Source organism: Vreelandella sp. EE27 (assembly GCF_968206495.1).
Genome location: NZ_OZ309109.1, coordinates 3,390,180 through 3,403,928, shown reverse-complemented (window position 1 = coordinate 3,403,928; position 13,749 = coordinate 3,390,180). Strand labels below are relative to the sequence as shown.

Below are 13,749 nucleotides of genomic sequence, written 5' to 3'. Positions count from 1 at the left end.
GGGGCGTACCTCGCCGGATCATTGGGAAATGAGGCTCACTATGCATAATAACGTTAAAAAACTGGCGATGGTGTCCGCCGTGGCAGCGGCGACCTTTGCAAGCCAGGCCAACGCTGGCGGCTATCAAATCAACGAACAGAGCGTCAGCGGGCAGGGTTACGGCCATGCCGGGCGTAGCTCCAACATACACGATGCGACCATCGTGTACGGTAACCCGGCGGGGATGTCGTTTTTGGACCGCGCGCAGTTCACCGCGGGTGCCACCTACCTGAATCCTAAAACCAAAATTCGTAACGCCCAGGCCAGCCGCACGTTGGATTCCGGCGTTGCGACCGGCGGTCTACCCAACGGTAGCCAGATTCCCGTCGGCAGCGTCCCGGGAACCAACGAAGGCGATATGGTGCCGGGTACGCTCGTCCCCTTCGCGTTTTACGCCCATCCGGTGAACGAACAGCTAGCGTTCGGCTTCGGCGTTTACGCCCCGTTTGGCTCCAAAACCGACTATGAAGGCTCCTTCCAGGGCCGCTACTTCGGCGATTACACCGAAGTGACCGTGGTCTCGGCACAGCCGACGGTTTCCTACCGCTTCAACGACCAGTGGTCGGTGGGCGCGGGCGTGACCTACAACTCGGTCGACGGCGAGCTGCGCCGCCAAATTCCCTCGGGCACCGGGTTTAACGCCGCCACCGACGTCGACTCCCGCGTGGACGGCGACGACGAAGCCTGGGGTTACAACCTGGGCGTGATCTACCAGCCGGTGCCGGAAACCACCCTGGGTCTGACCTACCGCTCCAAGGTGGATTACACCCTCGATGGCAACTTCTCCGCCACCGACCCGCTGGGTAACGTCGTGCGTGCGGACAACGCGTCGCTGGATCTGACCACGCCGGAGACGGTCAATTTCTCGGTCACCCAGCAAATGAGCGACCGGTTCAAGCTGATGTTCGGTACCTCCTGGGTGCGCTGGAGCCAGTTCGACGAGATCCGCGTGACCGGCACCGATGGCGGTACCATCACCCAGGAGACCCAGAACTACTCCAACGCCTGGGCGTTTGCCACCGGCGGCGAGTACCAGCTGACCCCGGCCCTTGCGCTGCGCGCCGGCTTTACGCTCGACTTCACGCCTACCAACGACGCGCACCGCAGCGTGCGGATTCCCTCCGACGACCGGCGCATCTTCTCGCTGGGTGCGGGCTGGTCGCCGACGCCGGATCTCACCCTGGATGTCGCCTACTCCTACCTGACCGAGCGCAGTACCTCGGTGGACCAGGAGCGCCAGGATCTATTGGCAAGCCCGGCGACCGGCGGTGTACCGGTGGGTGGGGCGACCTACACGGCGGACTACAAAAACGAAGCTCATGGTATCGGCGCCCAGCTGACCTACCGCTTCTAAGCTCTATCGTTTCCAAGCCCTGGGCGAGGGACATCCACCGAAATCCGGTAAACCCGTGATCGGGTGAGGGACAAAGCGCTGGCCATGTTGCCAGCGCTTTTGGTTTTATGGGACAAAGGCCATATCCTCGAGTTGGCCAACTTCCCCCTCTGACCGGAGGTTTTTCATGTCCCGCGCGTTGGTGAAAGAAGATTTCCCCGTTTCGAACGCCAGGCATTTTCTCGAGCCTGGCCCGATCGTACTGATTTCCTCCCGCTGGCAGCAGCAGAGCAACATCATGACCCTGGGGTGGCATATGATTATGTCCTTTTCCCCTTCGCTGGTGGGCTGCGTGATCGCCGCCGGCAATCATACCCACGAAATGGTGCGCGAAAGCGGCGAGTGCGTGATCAATATCCCGTCGGCGGCACTCCTCGACACGGTCGTGGGGATCGGCAACTGCTCCGGCAGCGAGGTCGACAAGTTTGCAGCATTTGAGCTCACGCCCGGTTCGGCCTCGAAGGTCGATGCGCCGTTGATCGACGAGTGTTACGCCTCTTTCGAGTGCCGTTTGCACGACGAAGCCATGATCGACGGATACGACCTGTTCATTTTCGAGATCGTCAAAGCTCACGCCGCCCCCGGGGCGGACGAACAAGCGTCGCTGCACTATCAGGGCATGGGGGCGTTCATGGTGTCGGGCACTACCCTCGATCGCACGGCGTTGTTCAAACCCTCGATGCTCGTCTGAGCAAAAACCGGTGGCGAGTAGGCGCCTGCTCGCCACCGCTTGCGCCTCGAGGGGCGGGCCTCGATACTGAATGAGTGACTTTTAGCGGGTTTCACGTCTTGGATCTCAGGAGCGTTGCATGGTGGAAGATGATGTCGTAGCGGCAAGCCGCGAACCGCAAGCCGACCCTTTGGCCCTGGTGGCGAAAGAGCGCGCGGCGCAGAGTGCGCTGATCATCGTGGATGTTCAGCCGGATTTTCTGCCCGGCGGGGCGCTGGCCTGCGCCGAGGGGGACGCCATTTTGCCCGGCATCGAGGCGTTGCTGGCAAAGCGTGCCTTTGGCCACGTGGTCGCCACCCAGGATTGGCACCCACCGGCGCATATCTCCTTCGCCTCGCAGCACCCGCCCCACCAGCCTTTCGAGGCCATCGAACGCTTCGGTCATCAGCAAACCTTGTGGCCGGATCACTGTATTCAGAGAAGCGAAGGCGCGGCGCTACATCCCGCGATCGACTGGACGCCTTGCGACGCCATCATCCGTAAAGGCACCGACCCACAGATCGACTCCTACAGCGCGTTTCGCAACAACCAGGGCCCGGACGGCCAGCGCCCGGCCACAGGGCTTGCGGGCTGGCTTCGCGATCGCGGGGTGAGTGATGTCTATCTCTGCGGGCTGGCGCGGGACGTTTGCGTTCTGTGGAGCGCCGAGGACGCGGTGGCCGCGGGGTTTCGCACCCACTTTCTCTGGTCGCTGACGCGTCCGGTTACCTTCCAGACCGATGCCGCGACGCGAGAACGCCTGGAAGAACTCGGGGTCATCGTCGTCGACTCGTGATGATGGCGTCGCTCTGAAGGGGCGGGCGGTGGTTTTAGCGCGGTGGATGCGGGAAGCGTGGGCTTTCGTTACAATGCGTTCCAACGATTTTGCCGCTTCGGGGGCTTGCGCAGGCGTTTATCGACCAGTGCTAAGGCCGCCCGGTGGCGTTTGCCTTTTTTCGAATCCTCAACAAGGTCAGGCCACTCATGTTGGAAACCAACCCGCTACACACCCAGATCAAGGACTTGTCTGAGCGGACAGACGTTCTTAGGGGGTATCTTTGACTATGCCGAGAAGAAAGATCGGCTAGAAGAAGTCTCCCGCGAGCTCGAGGACCCGAACGTCTGGAGCGATCCGGACTACGCCCAGAAGCTGGGTAAAGAGCGCGCCACTTTAGAGACGATCGTGGCGACCATCGACGAGCTGGACCAGGGCCTGGGCGATAGCCGCGACCTGTTGGAACTGGCCGAGATGGAAGACGACGAAGCCACCGTCGAGGAAGTTCATAAAGAGCTCGACAGCATGCAGGCTTCGCTCGAGAAACTCGAGTTTCGCCGGATGTTCTCCGGCGAAATGGACGAGAACAACGCCTATCTCGACATTCAGTCCGGCTCCGGCGGCACCGAAGCCCAGGACTGGGCGAACATTTTGCTGCGTATGTACCTGCGCTGGGCCGAACACCACGGCTTCAAGGCGGATATCATCGAAGCCTCCGCCGGCGAAGTAGCGGGCATCAAGTCCGCCTCGCTGCATATCCAGGGCGACCACGCTTTTGGCTGGCTACGCACCGAAACCGGGGTTCACCGGCTGGTGCGCAAAAGCCCCTTCGATTCCGGCGGGCGTCGTCACACCTCGTTCGCCTCGGTGTTTTTGTCACCGGAGATCGACGACACCTTCGAGGTGGAGATCAACCCCTCGGATTTGCGCGTGGATACCTACCGCTCCAGCGGCGCCGGCGGTCAGCACGTCAACACCACCGACTCGGCGGTGCGGATCACCCACGAGCCGACGGGTATCGTCGTGGCCTGCCAGAGCCAGCGCAGCCAGCACGCCAACCGCGACTTCGCCATGAAGCAGCTCAAGGCGCGGATCTGGGAACACGAGATGCAAAAGCGCAACGCCGCCAAGCAGGAAGCCGAGGACTCCAAGGCCGATATCGGCTGGGGCAGCCAGATCCGCTCCTACGTGCTCGATGACCAGCGTATCAAGGATCTGCGCACCGGCGTGCAGTCGAGCAACTGCGACAAGGTGCTGGACGGCGACCTGGATCAATTTATCATCGCAAGCCTCAAGCAGGGCTTGTAATCTTTTTGCGGGGTCAGGCCGTGTTTGGTGCATGACCCGCCTGGAACATACATAGGGTGCTGGATGGCTAACCAAGACGCGTCTTCTCTGGACAACGAAAACCACCTGATCGCCGAGCGCCGCGCCAAGCTTTCCGCACGGCGCGAGACCGCTGCCGCCCAGGGTAAAAGCGCTTTCCCCAACGGTTTCCGCCGCGACAGCCTCACCGTCGAGCTCGAGAATCTGCTTGGCGACAAGGAAAAGGCCGAACTCGAGGCGCTGGATCACCAGGCGTCGGTCGCCGGGCGCATCATGCGCAAGCGCGGCCCGTTTATCGTCATTCAGGACGTGGCGGGCCAAATCCAGCTCTACGTGGATAAAAAGGGCCTGCCCGCTGAGCTTTTGGAAGAGATCAAAAGCTGGGATATCGGCGATATCGTCGCCGCCAGTGGCCCGGTGCACAAGTCCGGCAAGGGCGATCTCTACGTGATGATGGTCGAAGCCGAGCTTCTGACCAAGAGCCTGCGCCCGCTGCCGGACAAGTTCCACGGCCTGACCGACCAGGAGGCGCGCTACCGCCAGCGCTACGTCGACCTGATCATGAACCCGGCGTCGCGCAAGGCGTTCGAGACGCGCGCCGCGGTGATCAGTTCGATGCGCCGGTTCTTCGAGGGCCGGGGGTTCATGGAGGTCGAGACCCCCATGCTTCAGCCTATCCCAGGCGGGGCGACGGCGCGGCCGTTCATCACCCATCACAATGCGCTGGATATGGACATGTACCTGCGCATCGCCCCGGAGCTCTATCTCAAGCGCCTGGTGGTGGGCGGCTTCGAGAAGGTCTTCGAGATCAACCGCAACTTTCGTAACGAAGGCCTCTCGACCCGGCACAATCCCGAGTTCACCATGGTCGAGTTCTACTGGGCCTACGCCGATTACAACGACCTGATGGACATGACCGAGGCGATGCTGCGCTCGATCGCCGAGCAGGTACTGGGCACCACGCTCCTTTCCTACCAGGGCGAAGAGTACGACTTCGGCCAGCCGTTTCGCCGCTTGTCCCTCAAGGATTCGATCCTCGAGTATGGCGATAACATCACTGAAGCCGAGCTCGATTCGCTGGAAAGCGCCCGGGCCGTGGCCGAGCGTGTTGGCATCAAGGTGAAGCCGAGCTGGGGGCTGGGCAAAGTCCAGACCGAGATTTTCGAAGAGGTCGCCGAGCCGAAACTCGACCAGCCCACTTTCATTACGATGTACCCGGCGGAAGTCAGCCCGTTGGCGCGGCGAAGCGACGCGGATCCCTTCGTCACCGACCGTTTCGAGTTTTTCGTCGGCGGGCGCGAAATCGCCAACGGTTTCTCGGAGCTCAACGACGCCGAAGACCAGGCCGAGCGCTTTCGCGAGCAGGCCGCCGAGAAAGACGCCGGCGACCTGGAAGCGATGTACTATGACGCCGACTATGTGCGCGCGCTCGAGTACGGCATGCCGCCAACGGCGGGGGAGGGCATCGGCATCGACCGTTTGGTGATGCTGTTTACCGACAGCGCCTCGATTCGCGACGTGCTCTTGTTCCCGGCCATGCGCCCGGAAGTGGAATAAAACATTGGTGAAAAAGCCATTAACGCCAATGCGCTAGTAAAAGTTGGTAAGGGCGCGCTATAGCGCCCATAATGGTCAACGTTTCGACGGCGAGGAGAATCCCATGAAACTGCTTAACCGCTCCGCTCTGAGCGTCAGGCCGACCCAGCCCTTTGTCGACTGGATCAATGCGCTGGAACCCACCATGGGAGACGACGACCTGACCCTGGACGACGTCGAACGTGAAAGTACCATCTACCTCATTCCCGAAATGGATACCCCTGAAGCACTCGAGACCTTCGTGCGCGAGCGCTTCAGCGATATCCTGGAAACCGAGCTAAGCGCCTGGGAAGAGGACGAAAGCCAGTGGCCCAAGCCGCTGGACTGGACGCTTTTCCAATCGTTTCTCCACGTCGAGCACAGCTACCTGGCCGTCGATTTGGATGATGAAACGGCGCTGGAAATTTCCGACGTCGAGGACGCGCTCTCCCTCGAGACCGACGCGCCCTAGCGCTTGGCTCGACTCAGCGCTTCACGACAAAACCGGCTCCGGCCGGTTTTGTCGTTGTAATGGCCTTTAACCGTAGCGCTCTTGAGAGGAACGCCCGCCCCATGCGACTGTTTGAAACCCGCCCCAATGATGACGGCCTGCCCGGTCGCGAACGCGCGCTTGCGCTGTTGGCACTGATGACCGGTACCACCATGGCGGTGATGGACACCACCATGATCAACCTGGCGCTGCCCACCATCGCCCAGGACCTGGGCGCCTCGGCCTCGCGCTCGGTGTGGATCACCAATATCTTCCAGGTGGTGTGCGCGGCGTTTTTGCTGGTGTTTGCAGCGCTTAGCGAGCTGATCACTCGGCGGCGGCTCTACCTGTTGGGCCTGGCAACGTTCGTGGCGGCGTCGATTGGCGCGGCGCTGTCACGAAGCCTTGAAACGCTGCTGGTGTTTCGCGCGCTGCAGGGCCTCGGCGCGGCGGCGACGCTCTCCATCGGGCCCTCGCTCTACCGGGCCATCTTTCCCAAACGACTGTTAGGCAGCGCGATGGGGATGAGCGCGCTGGTGGTCGCCGGGGGCTACTCCGCCGGGCCCACGCTTAGCGGGGTGATTCTCTCCTTCGCCAACTGGCCCTGGCTTTTTGCGCTCAACGTGCCGCTGGGGCTCTGCTCGCTCTGGTTCGCCGCCCGCGCTTTGCCTCGTGAAACGCCGCGCCAGGGCAGCTTCGACGTGTGGGGCGCGTTCTGCTCGATGGCTATGCTGGCAAGCTTTTTTCTCGCCATGGACGCGCTGGGCCACGCAGCTCCGGGGCAGGGGCTTTCGTGGGCGCTTTTATGTCTGACCACGGCTGCGCTGTTCATAAGGCGCCAGCGCCGGGCGCGCTACCCGCTGCTTCCGCTGGTGCTGTTTGGCGAGATGCGCTTCACCCTGGCAGTATCCGCCTCGGGGCTTGCCTTCATCGGCCAGGGGCTGACCTTCGTGGCGCTGTCACTTTTCTATCAAAATCAGATGGGCTTCACGCCGCTTCAAACCGCTTGGCTCTTCACTCCTTGGCCCCTGGCCATCATGGTGGTAGGCCCGCTTGCCGGGCGGCTGGCGGACAAGCTCAACCCCAGCGTGATTTCGAGTATCGGGCTTTTGTTCTTGATGGCCGGGCTAGTGGCGCTGGCGCTGGTGGATGAAAGCACCGGCATTGCGGGAAGTCTTTGGCGCACGGCACTTTGCGGGATCGGCTTCGGGCTATTTCAGCCGCCCAACAACCGCGAAATGATGGCGAGCCTGCCGGCAGAGCGAAGCGCGAATGTCTCCGGGGTGATGAGTACGGTGCGCACCGTGGGCCAGTCGTTTGGTGTGGCGGTGGTCGGGGCGGCGCTGGCGCTCGGCCTTTCGGTGCAGGCAACGCTCTGGTTTAGCGCACTCACCACCTGCCTTGCGCTCGCGGTCAGCCTGTCGCGCATCTCGCTTGCGCGTCGCGCGCTCGTTGAACGGCGGGCATCGTCGCCGCCCCGCTAAGGGCGTACAATAAAAGCGTTTATCCACCCAGGAGGCCGGTCATGACGTTGCAGACACAAATCGAAGAGAAATTAACGGCGCTTTCGCCCGACGTGCTGCGCGTAGAGAACGAAAGCCACATGCACAACGTGCCCGCCAATTCCGAGACCCACTTCAAAGTGACGCTGGTTTCCGAGAGCTTCGAGGCGATGATGCCGGTCAAGCGTCACCAGCAGATTTACGCGCTGCTGGCCGACGAGCTGGGCGGGCCGGTCCACGCTCTGGCACTGCACCTTTATACCCCCCAGGAGTGGGCCGCCCGCGGCAGCGAACGGCCTAATTCCCCGGATTGTCGCGGCGGCGGGCAGTGACTCCGGAAGCCAGCCGACGCCACTACCTGGACGCCATGGGCATTACGGCCTGGGCGTGCCGGTACCAGCTGCCCAACGCCCTGCCCACCGAGGCCTGCGAATGGGAGGCGCCCGCCGCGGCCGCCGAGCCACGCCAAGCGCTGCACGCGCTGCTCGAAGAGCAAAGCGCTGCGCCGCCCAGGGCCCCGGCCAGCACTCAGGCGGAGCCCGAACCAGGCGCCAGCACCCCGCCCAAATCCGCCCGGGCGCTGCTGGGCGATATCGCCCCTCCCGAGCGAGCCGAACCGGAACCTGCCCCTGAAAAAGCGCCGGCCAGCACCCCGGTGGCGCACGCCGAGCCGGTGGTGTTTACCGTGACTTGCGTGTGCATCGACGGGCGCTTGCTGAGTCTGCACCCGGGCGCGCCTGGTCCCGGCGAGCAGCGACTGCTAAGCAACATGCTAAGCGCGGTGGGGCTGATCGACGGCGCGCTTCCTCAATTGATCACCTTCAACTGGCCGCCGGTGGCCAACGCCTTTGCCTCAGAAGACCCGATGGGTGAGGCCCGGGAAGGCCTGGCCGCCTTTATCGAAGGCGCAGCCCGGCGCCAGGGCTGGCAGCTCGAACGGCTGCTCTGGTGGGCGAAGCCCCCCTTGGAGAGCGACGAACCAGGCGAAGGTGGTCACACGCTAAGCCAAGTACTCGAGCTTCGTGAGCGTCAAAGCCATACGCTGGGCCTGCCTGTTTGGCAGGGGCCGGCGCTCGATACGCTCACGAGTGCGGCGGCCAAGCGCGCGCTGTGGCCCGAACTTTTACGCCTTGCCCAGGGCGCGGCGGAGCGTCCTGCGTGATCGAGGCGCTGTCTGCTGCGCATCTCACCGATCTGGTCGCCCTGGAGGCCCAGGCCCGCAGCGGGGCGAGCGAGCGCGCGCTCGAACAGGCGCTTACGGATTCGAGCATGGTCGTGCTGGGCTTATGGCGCCAGCAGCGCCTGGCAGGCTACGCGCTCATCGCGCGGCTTCCCTTCGAGGCCGAACTGCAGGCCATTGGCGTTTTGAGCGAGTATCGCGGTCAGGGCCTGGGGCGGGCGCTGGTGCAGGGGGTGTTCGACCAGGCGCGGGCGTGGCAAAGCGAGCGGGTGCTGCTCGAGGTGCGCGAGCACAACGTGGCGGCGGTCAAACTTTATGAAGCGGCGGGGTTTGGCGTGGACGGGCGGCGAAAAAACTACTACCCGGCCGCTAACGGGGCCGGGCGAGAGGATGCGCTGTTAATGTCAGCGCTAGACACGCAGCCTTAAACGGAACCCGAGGTGTCGCTCGATTCGAATTTCGACAGCACGCCCTGTAGGCGGCGTTCCCACTCTTCGTGCTCTTGCTTGTACTCGGCGTTCTCCTTGCGAAGCTCTTCGTTTTCGAGCTTCATCAGCTCCAGCGCCTCGACGGCATCGGTGACTTTCTGTTCCAGCTGGTTAAATAGTTCAAGGCTCATGCCTACCTCCAAAAAGCGGGGCAGAAGGGCCTGCCCACAGTAAATGACGCGTTGGGAGTGCGAGCGTAACGCCGTGCTGACTATTGGGCAAGCGCGGTGCGCCGGTAAAGCCGCGCGGTACTCTCGCCGGCGGTGGTTTCCCGGTAAAGCTGCCAGTTGGCGGGCACCTGCGGGGTCAAGGCACGCTCGGTTTCCAGGTAGATAGACGCCTCGGCGCTTAGCCAGCCGCCGTCTTCCAGCGCCTGGCAGCACGGCCCGGCCAGGCCTTTTAGAAACGGCGGGTCGATGAACACGATATCGAACGGCGTGGAGGCGCCCGCTAGAAAAGCGGTGGCATCCTGGCTTTTGACCTCGGCGTTGGTGGCGCCCAGGGTCGCCAGGTTCTGCTCGATCAGCGCGGCCACGCGGGCCTCACGCTCGACGAACACCGCCTGGGCGACCCCGCGCGAAAGCGCCTCGATCCCCAGCGCGCCGGAGCCTGCGAACACGTCCAGGGCGCGCTTGCCGGCAAGCGTTGGCCCCAGCCAGTTGAACAGCGTTTCGCGCACGCGGTCGGGCGTTGGGCGAAGACCTGGGTGGTCGAGCACCGGAAGCTGGCGGCGGCGGTAATCACCGCCGATAATACGTAGCTTGCCGAGGGCTTTGGATGCGTCGCGAGGCGCAGAGGTTTTGCGTGAAGGGCGTTGTCGTTTCATATGGCTGATTGTAGCGGGCCGATTATCCAAAGTCTTGGTTGGCGGTGGTAGGATGGTCACAATGTTCACCTTTTTAGTTGGATACCCCCATGTTCGGTTTCTTGAAACGTAAGAAAAAGCACGATCCCCAAAAGTCCCAGGCGCCTCAAGAAGAGCGCGCCCTGGACCCGACCCCGCAGGAGCCCGAAGTAGAACCCGAGCCTCAGCAGCCGGAAGTCGAGCCCGAGCCGCAAACGCCCGAGGTAGAGCCCGAGCCGCAGAAGCCCGAGGTCGAACCCGAGCCCCAGGAGCCGGAAGTCGAGCCCGAGCCGCAAACGCCCGAGGTAGAGCCCGAGCCCCAAAAGCCGGAAGTCGAGCCCGAGCCGCAAAAGCCCGAGGTCGACCCCGAGCCCCAAAAGCCGGAAGTAGAGCCCGAGCCCAAAGAGCCGGAAGTAGACCCCGAGCCGCAAAAGCCTGAGGTCGATCCTGAACCTCAAAAGCCGGAAGTCGAGCCTACGCCTCAGGAGCCCGAGGTCGAGCCTGAATCGCCGCGTACCCCCGAGGTCGACCCGCAGCCCGCCGGGCCCGAGGTAGAGCCACCCCCTGCCGAGCCCCAGGGCGAACCGGTCCAGGTCGCGGCCCGGACCGCCACCCAGGAAAAGCCGGTGGCCGCGAAAGCGGAAAAACAGGGCTTTTTCGCGCGTATCAAATCAGGGCTTGGCAAGACCCGGGCCAACCTGACCGATGGCCTGGCGGATCTGTTTCTGGGCAAAAAGCAGATCGATGACGAGCTTTTGGAAGACCTGGAAACCCAGCTGTTGATGGCCGACGTGGGGATCGAGGCGACCACCGCGATTATCGAACGCCTGCAAGCCCGGGTGTCGCGCAAGGAGCTCAAGGACCCGGCCGCGCTCTACAAGGGCTTGCAAGAAGAGCTTGGCAACATGCTCGAGTCCGTCGCCAAACCGCTCGATTTCACCAAAGAGGGGGATGGACCCTTCGTCATTTTGGTGGTCGGCGTGAACGGTGTGGGCAAGACCACCACCATCGGCAAGCTGACCCAGCGCTTTCAGCGCGAAGGTAAAAGCGTGATGCTCGCCGCCGGTGACACCTTCCGCGCCGCGGCGGTGGAACAGCTCAAGGTGTGGGGCGAGCGTAACAGCGTGCCGGTGATTGCCCAGCACACCGGCGCCGACAGCGCCTCGGTCATCTACGATGCGGTCAGCGCGGCGAAGTCCCGCGGGGTGGACGTTTTGATTGCCGACACCGCCGGGCGGCTGCACAACAAAAGCCACCTGATGGAGGAGCTCAAGAAGGTCCACCGGGTGATGCAGAAAATCGATACCGCCGCCCCTCACGAAGTGATGCTGGTGCTCGACGCCGGCACCGGCCAAAACGCTATCTCCCAGGCCAGCACCTTCAACGAAGCCGTGCCGGTCAGCGGTATTACGCTGACCAAGCTCGACGGCACCGCCAAGGGCGGGATCATTTTCGCCCTGGCCAAGCAGCTCAATACCCCGATCCGCTTTATCGGCGTTGGCGAGAGCCTGGATGATCTGCGTCCTTTCGATGCCGATGATTTCGTCAATGCGCTGTTCGACCAGCCCGAGAGCCACGCCCGCGCATGATCGCGTTTGAGCACGTGGGAAAACGCTACGGCGGGCGCTTCGAGGCGCTGGCGCATCTCAATTTTCGCGTGGGCCAGGGCGAGATGGTGTTTTTGACCGGCCACTCCGGGGCGGGTAAAAGCTCGCTTTTACGCCTGATCATGCGCCTGGAGCGGCCCAGCCGTGGGCGGGTGGTCGTGGCCGGCCACGATATCGCCCGGCTTCACTCAAGCCAGGTGCCGTTTTACCGGCGCCAGATCGGCGTGGTCTTTCAGGACCACCAGCTTCTGTTCGATCGCAGCGTGTATCAAAACGTCGCGTTGCCGCTGGAAATCCAGGGGCTCGAGCCGCGGGAATCCGCGCGCCGGGTGCGCGCCGCCCTCGATAAAGTAGGGCTTTTGCACCGCGAGAAAGCGCTCCCCGTGGAGCTCTCCGGCGGCGAACAGCAGCGGGTAGGCATCGCCCGGGCGGTGGTCAACAAGCCCGCGCTGCTGCTCGCCGACGAGCCGACCGGCAACCTGGACCCGCATCTGTCCGCGGATATCATGGGGCTGTTCGAAGACTTCAATCGCATCGGCACTACGGTCATGATCGCAAGCCACGACCTGGCGCTGATCGCCAGGCTACGCCACCGTATTCTGCGCCTGCGCGACGGCCGCCTGATCGCCGACGAGGGGGCAGTATGACGCGCCGGACAACGCCCCCCAGCGGCCCCGCTCGCCGCACCGGCGCGGTCAGCCGACCGGCCGCCGGGCACGCCAGTACTCCCCATAAGGCAGCCGCGCCGCGCCCGCCCAAGCCCCGCGCCACGGGCCCGGGGTTGGGCAGCCGGTTGCGCGCCTGGGGCCGCCACCACCGGGCCATGCTCGGTGACAGCCTTTATCGGCTGGTGCGCCACCCCTTGGGCAACGTGCTCACGATGCTGGCCATCGCCATTGCGCTGGTGCTGCCCGCCGCGCTTTGGCTGACGCTGGATAGCGCGCGGCTGCTCGACGCCGAACTCGACGAAAGCGCCACGCTCACCGTTTACCTGCAAACCGAGGTGGACCCGGCTCAGGCGGCGCGTATCGACGAGGCGGTTAGCGCCGAGCAGGGCGTGCTACAGACCCGGCTGATCAGCGCCGAGGAGGGCATGGCGGCGTTTCAGCGCTCGCTGGGCCTCGACGATACGCTGATGGGCCTCGAGGAGAACCCGCTGCCCGCAAGCATCGTGATCAACCCGCAAAGCGTCGAGCCGCTGGCCATGGAGCAACTCGCCGGGCGCCTGGAAGGTTTGTCGGGGGTCGATGAAGTGCGCGTGGATTTGGCCTGGGTGGAACGGCTTCGCCACTTGGCGGACCTGGGGCGGCGAGTGGCGCTGGCGCTAGCCGTGCTGTTCGGTTTTGGGGTTTTGCTGGTGGTGGGCAATACCATTCGCCTTTCCGTGGAGAGCCGTCGCCGGGAGATCGAGGTAGTCATGCTGATCGGCGCCACTCACGCTTTCGTGCGCCGGCCCTTTTTGTACAGCGGGGCCTGGTACGGCTTTGGTGGGGGCTTGATTGCGCTATTGCTGCTGGCGCTGGGTAACCACTGGCTGTCGATGCCGGTGGCGGCGCTGGCGGCAAGCTACGGGGCGAGCTTCACATTGCCGCAGTTGGATGTGACAGGCTCTACAATTTTGCTATTCTGCAGTACACTATTGGGCTGGCTGGGGGCATGGCTTGCCGTGTCGCGCCACCTATCCAGCATTCGCCCGCGCTAGGTTTTTTAGCACGGGTGCGCCACCCGGCTCGAGCCATGGCCCGGGTTATATGAACCTTATACATTGGTTGCTGTCATAGCGACAACGCTGACACCGCTATGTCGATCGTGAGCCGCGCG

At 63.5% G+C, this 13,749-nt stretch carries 15 protein-coding genes; 13 read left to right on the top strand and 2 right to left on the bottom strand.

Annotated features, from left to right (window positions below; all coding sequences use genetic code 11):
- Positions 1-40: 40 nt before the first annotated feature.
- The 10 genes from ACWHVV_RS15970 (at position 41) to rimI (ending at position 9,417) form a co-directional block, all read left to right on the top strand.
- Positions 41-1,393: an OmpP1/FadL family transporter gene (locus tag ACWHVV_RS15970; protein ID WP_447927099.1), complete on the top strand. Its 1,353-nt coding sequence runs from the start codon at positions 41-43 to the stop codon at positions 1,391-1,393.
- A gap of 166 nt (positions 1,394-1,559) precedes the next feature.
- On the top strand, positions 1,560-2,123 hold the full coding sequence (locus ACWHVV_RS15965; RefSeq protein WP_447927098.1) for a flavin reductase family protein: 564 nt from the start codon (positions 1,560-1,562) through the stop codon (positions 2,121-2,123).
- Between the two features lie 118 nt (positions 2,124-2,241).
- Positions 2,242-2,937 (top strand): nicotinamidase, encoded by a 696-nt coding sequence (locus tag ACWHVV_RS15960; RefSeq protein WP_447927097.1) that lies wholly within the window; start codon positions 2,242-2,244, stop codon positions 2,935-2,937.
- A gap of 188 nt (positions 2,938-3,125) precedes the next feature.
- A protein-coding gene (prfB, locus tag ACWHVV_RS15955) for a peptide chain release factor 2 (protein WP_447530010.1) occupies positions 3,126-4,224 on the top strand; the annotation gives its coding sequence in 2 pieces (ribosomal slippage) (positions 3,126-3,200 and positions 3,202-4,224; 1,098 coding nt in all).
- Positions 4,225-4,287: 63 nt separating this feature from the next.
- Positions 4,288-5,799: a lysine--tRNA ligase gene (gene lysS, locus ACWHVV_RS15950; protein WP_447927096.1), complete on the top strand. Its 1,512-nt coding sequence runs from the start codon at positions 4,288-4,290 to the stop codon at positions 5,797-5,799.
- Positions 5,800-5,902: 103 nt separating this feature from the next.
- Positions 5,903-6,289, top strand: a complete 387-nt coding sequence (locus ACWHVV_RS15945; protein ID WP_447530008.1) for a hypothetical protein — start codon at positions 5,903-5,905, stop codon at positions 6,287-6,289.
- A gap of 101 nt (positions 6,290-6,390) precedes the next feature.
- A complete protein-coding gene (locus ACWHVV_RS15940; RefSeq protein ID WP_447927095.1) occupies positions 6,391-7,791 on the top strand; it encodes an MFS transporter in 1,401 nt (466 codons plus the stop codon).
- Between the two features lie 41 nt (positions 7,792-7,832).
- Positions 7,833-8,141, top strand: a complete 309-nt coding sequence (locus ACWHVV_RS15935; protein WP_447530006.1) for a BolA family protein — start codon at positions 7,833-7,835, stop codon at positions 8,139-8,141.
- Entirely contained in the window at positions 8,138-8,971 is an 834-nt protein-coding gene (locus ACWHVV_RS15930; protein WP_447927094.1) for a hypothetical protein, read from the top strand. Before ACWHVV_RS15935 ends, ACWHVV_RS15930 begins: the two co-directional genes overlap by 4 nt.
- Positions 8,968-9,417, top strand: a complete 450-nt coding sequence (rimI, locus tag ACWHVV_RS15925) for a ribosomal protein S18-alanine N-acetyltransferase (protein WP_447927093.1) — start codon at positions 8,968-8,970, stop codon at positions 9,415-9,417. Before ACWHVV_RS15930 ends, rimI begins: the two co-directional genes overlap by 4 nt.
- Here rimI and ACWHVV_RS15920 read toward each other — a convergent pair.
- Positions 9,414-9,608: a cell division protein ZapB gene (locus ACWHVV_RS15920; protein WP_447530003.1), complete on the bottom strand. Its 195-nt coding sequence runs from the start codon at positions 9,606-9,608 to the stop codon at positions 9,414-9,416. The two genes, rimI and ACWHVV_RS15920, sit on opposite strands and share 4 nt — an antisense overlap.
- An 80-nt stretch (positions 9,609-9,688) precedes the next feature.
- A complete protein-coding gene (rsmD, locus tag ACWHVV_RS15915; RefSeq protein ID WP_447927092.1) occupies positions 9,689-10,303 on the bottom strand; it encodes a 16S rRNA (guanine(966)-N(2))-methyltransferase RsmD in 615 nt (204 codons plus the stop codon).
- 89 nt (positions 10,304-10,392) lie between these two features.
- On the opposite strand from rsmD, the gene ftsY reads away from it, so the two are divergent.
- Genes ftsY through ftsX form a run of 3 tightly spaced genes read left to right on the top strand, consistent with a single transcriptional unit; the run spans position 10,393 to position 13,630 of the window.
- The gene (gene ftsY / locus ACWHVV_RS15910; protein ID WP_447927091.1) at positions 10,393-11,910 is read left to right on the top strand and encodes a signal recognition particle-docking protein FtsY; all 1,518 of its coding nucleotides are present in this window, start codon (positions 10,393-10,395) and stop codon (positions 11,908-11,910) included.
- Positions 11,907-12,575, top strand: a complete 669-nt coding sequence (gene ftsE / locus ACWHVV_RS15905; RefSeq protein ID WP_447927090.1) for a cell division ATP-binding protein FtsE — start codon at positions 11,907-11,909, stop codon at positions 12,573-12,575. Before ftsY ends, ftsE begins: the two co-directional genes overlap by 4 nt.
- A complete protein-coding gene (gene ftsX / locus ACWHVV_RS15900; protein ID WP_447927089.1) occupies positions 12,572-13,630 on the top strand; it encodes a permease-like cell division protein FtsX in 1,059 nt (352 codons plus the stop codon). The genes ftsE and ftsX overlap by 4 nt, the downstream gene beginning before the upstream one ends.
- Positions 13,631-13,749: the final 119 nt, after the last annotated feature.

Bases quoted from the DNA above. Each gene is read 5' to 3' on its own strand.
- ACWHVV_RS15970 (WP_447927099.1), top strand. From the start codon at position 41: ATGCATAATAACGTTAAAAAACTGGCGATGGTGTCCGCCGTGGCAGCG.
- ACWHVV_RS15965 (WP_447927098.1), top strand. From the start codon at position 1,560: ATGTCCCGCGCGTTGGTGAAAGAAGATTTCCCCGTTTCGAACGCCAGG.
- ACWHVV_RS15960 (WP_447927097.1), top strand. From the start codon at position 2,242: ATGGTGGAAGATGATGTCGTAGCGGCAAGCCGCGAACCGCAAGCCGAC.
- lysS (WP_447927096.1), top strand. From the start codon at position 4,288: ATGGCTAACCAAGACGCGTCTTCTCTGGACAACGAAAACCACCTGATC.
- ACWHVV_RS15945 (WP_447530008.1), top strand. From the start codon at position 5,903: ATGAAACTGCTTAACCGCTCCGCTCTGAGCGTCAGGCCGACCCAGCCC.
- ACWHVV_RS15940 (WP_447927095.1), top strand. From the start codon at position 6,391: ATGCGACTGTTTGAAACCCGCCCCAATGATGACGGCCTGCCCGGTCGC.
- ACWHVV_RS15935 (WP_447530006.1), top strand. From the start codon at position 7,833: ATGACGTTGCAGACACAAATCGAAGAGAAATTAACGGCGCTTTCGCCC.
- ACWHVV_RS15920 (WP_447530003.1), bottom strand. From the start codon at position 9,608: ATGAGCCTTGAACTATTTAACCAGCTGGAACAGAAAGTCACCGATGCC.
- rsmD (WP_447927092.1), bottom strand. From the start codon at position 10,303: ATGAAACGACAACGCCCTTCACGCAAAACCTCTGCGCCTCGCGACGCA.
- ftsY (WP_447927091.1), top strand. From the start codon at position 10,393: ATGTTCGGTTTCTTGAAACGTAAGAAAAAGCACGATCCCCAAAAGTCC.
- ftsE (WP_447927090.1), top strand. From the start codon at position 11,907: ATGATCGCGTTTGAGCACGTGGGAAAACGCTACGGCGGGCGCTTCGAG.
- ftsX (WP_447927089.1), top strand. From the start codon at position 12,572: ATGACGCGCCGGACAACGCCCCCCAGCGGCCCCGCTCGCCGCACCGGC.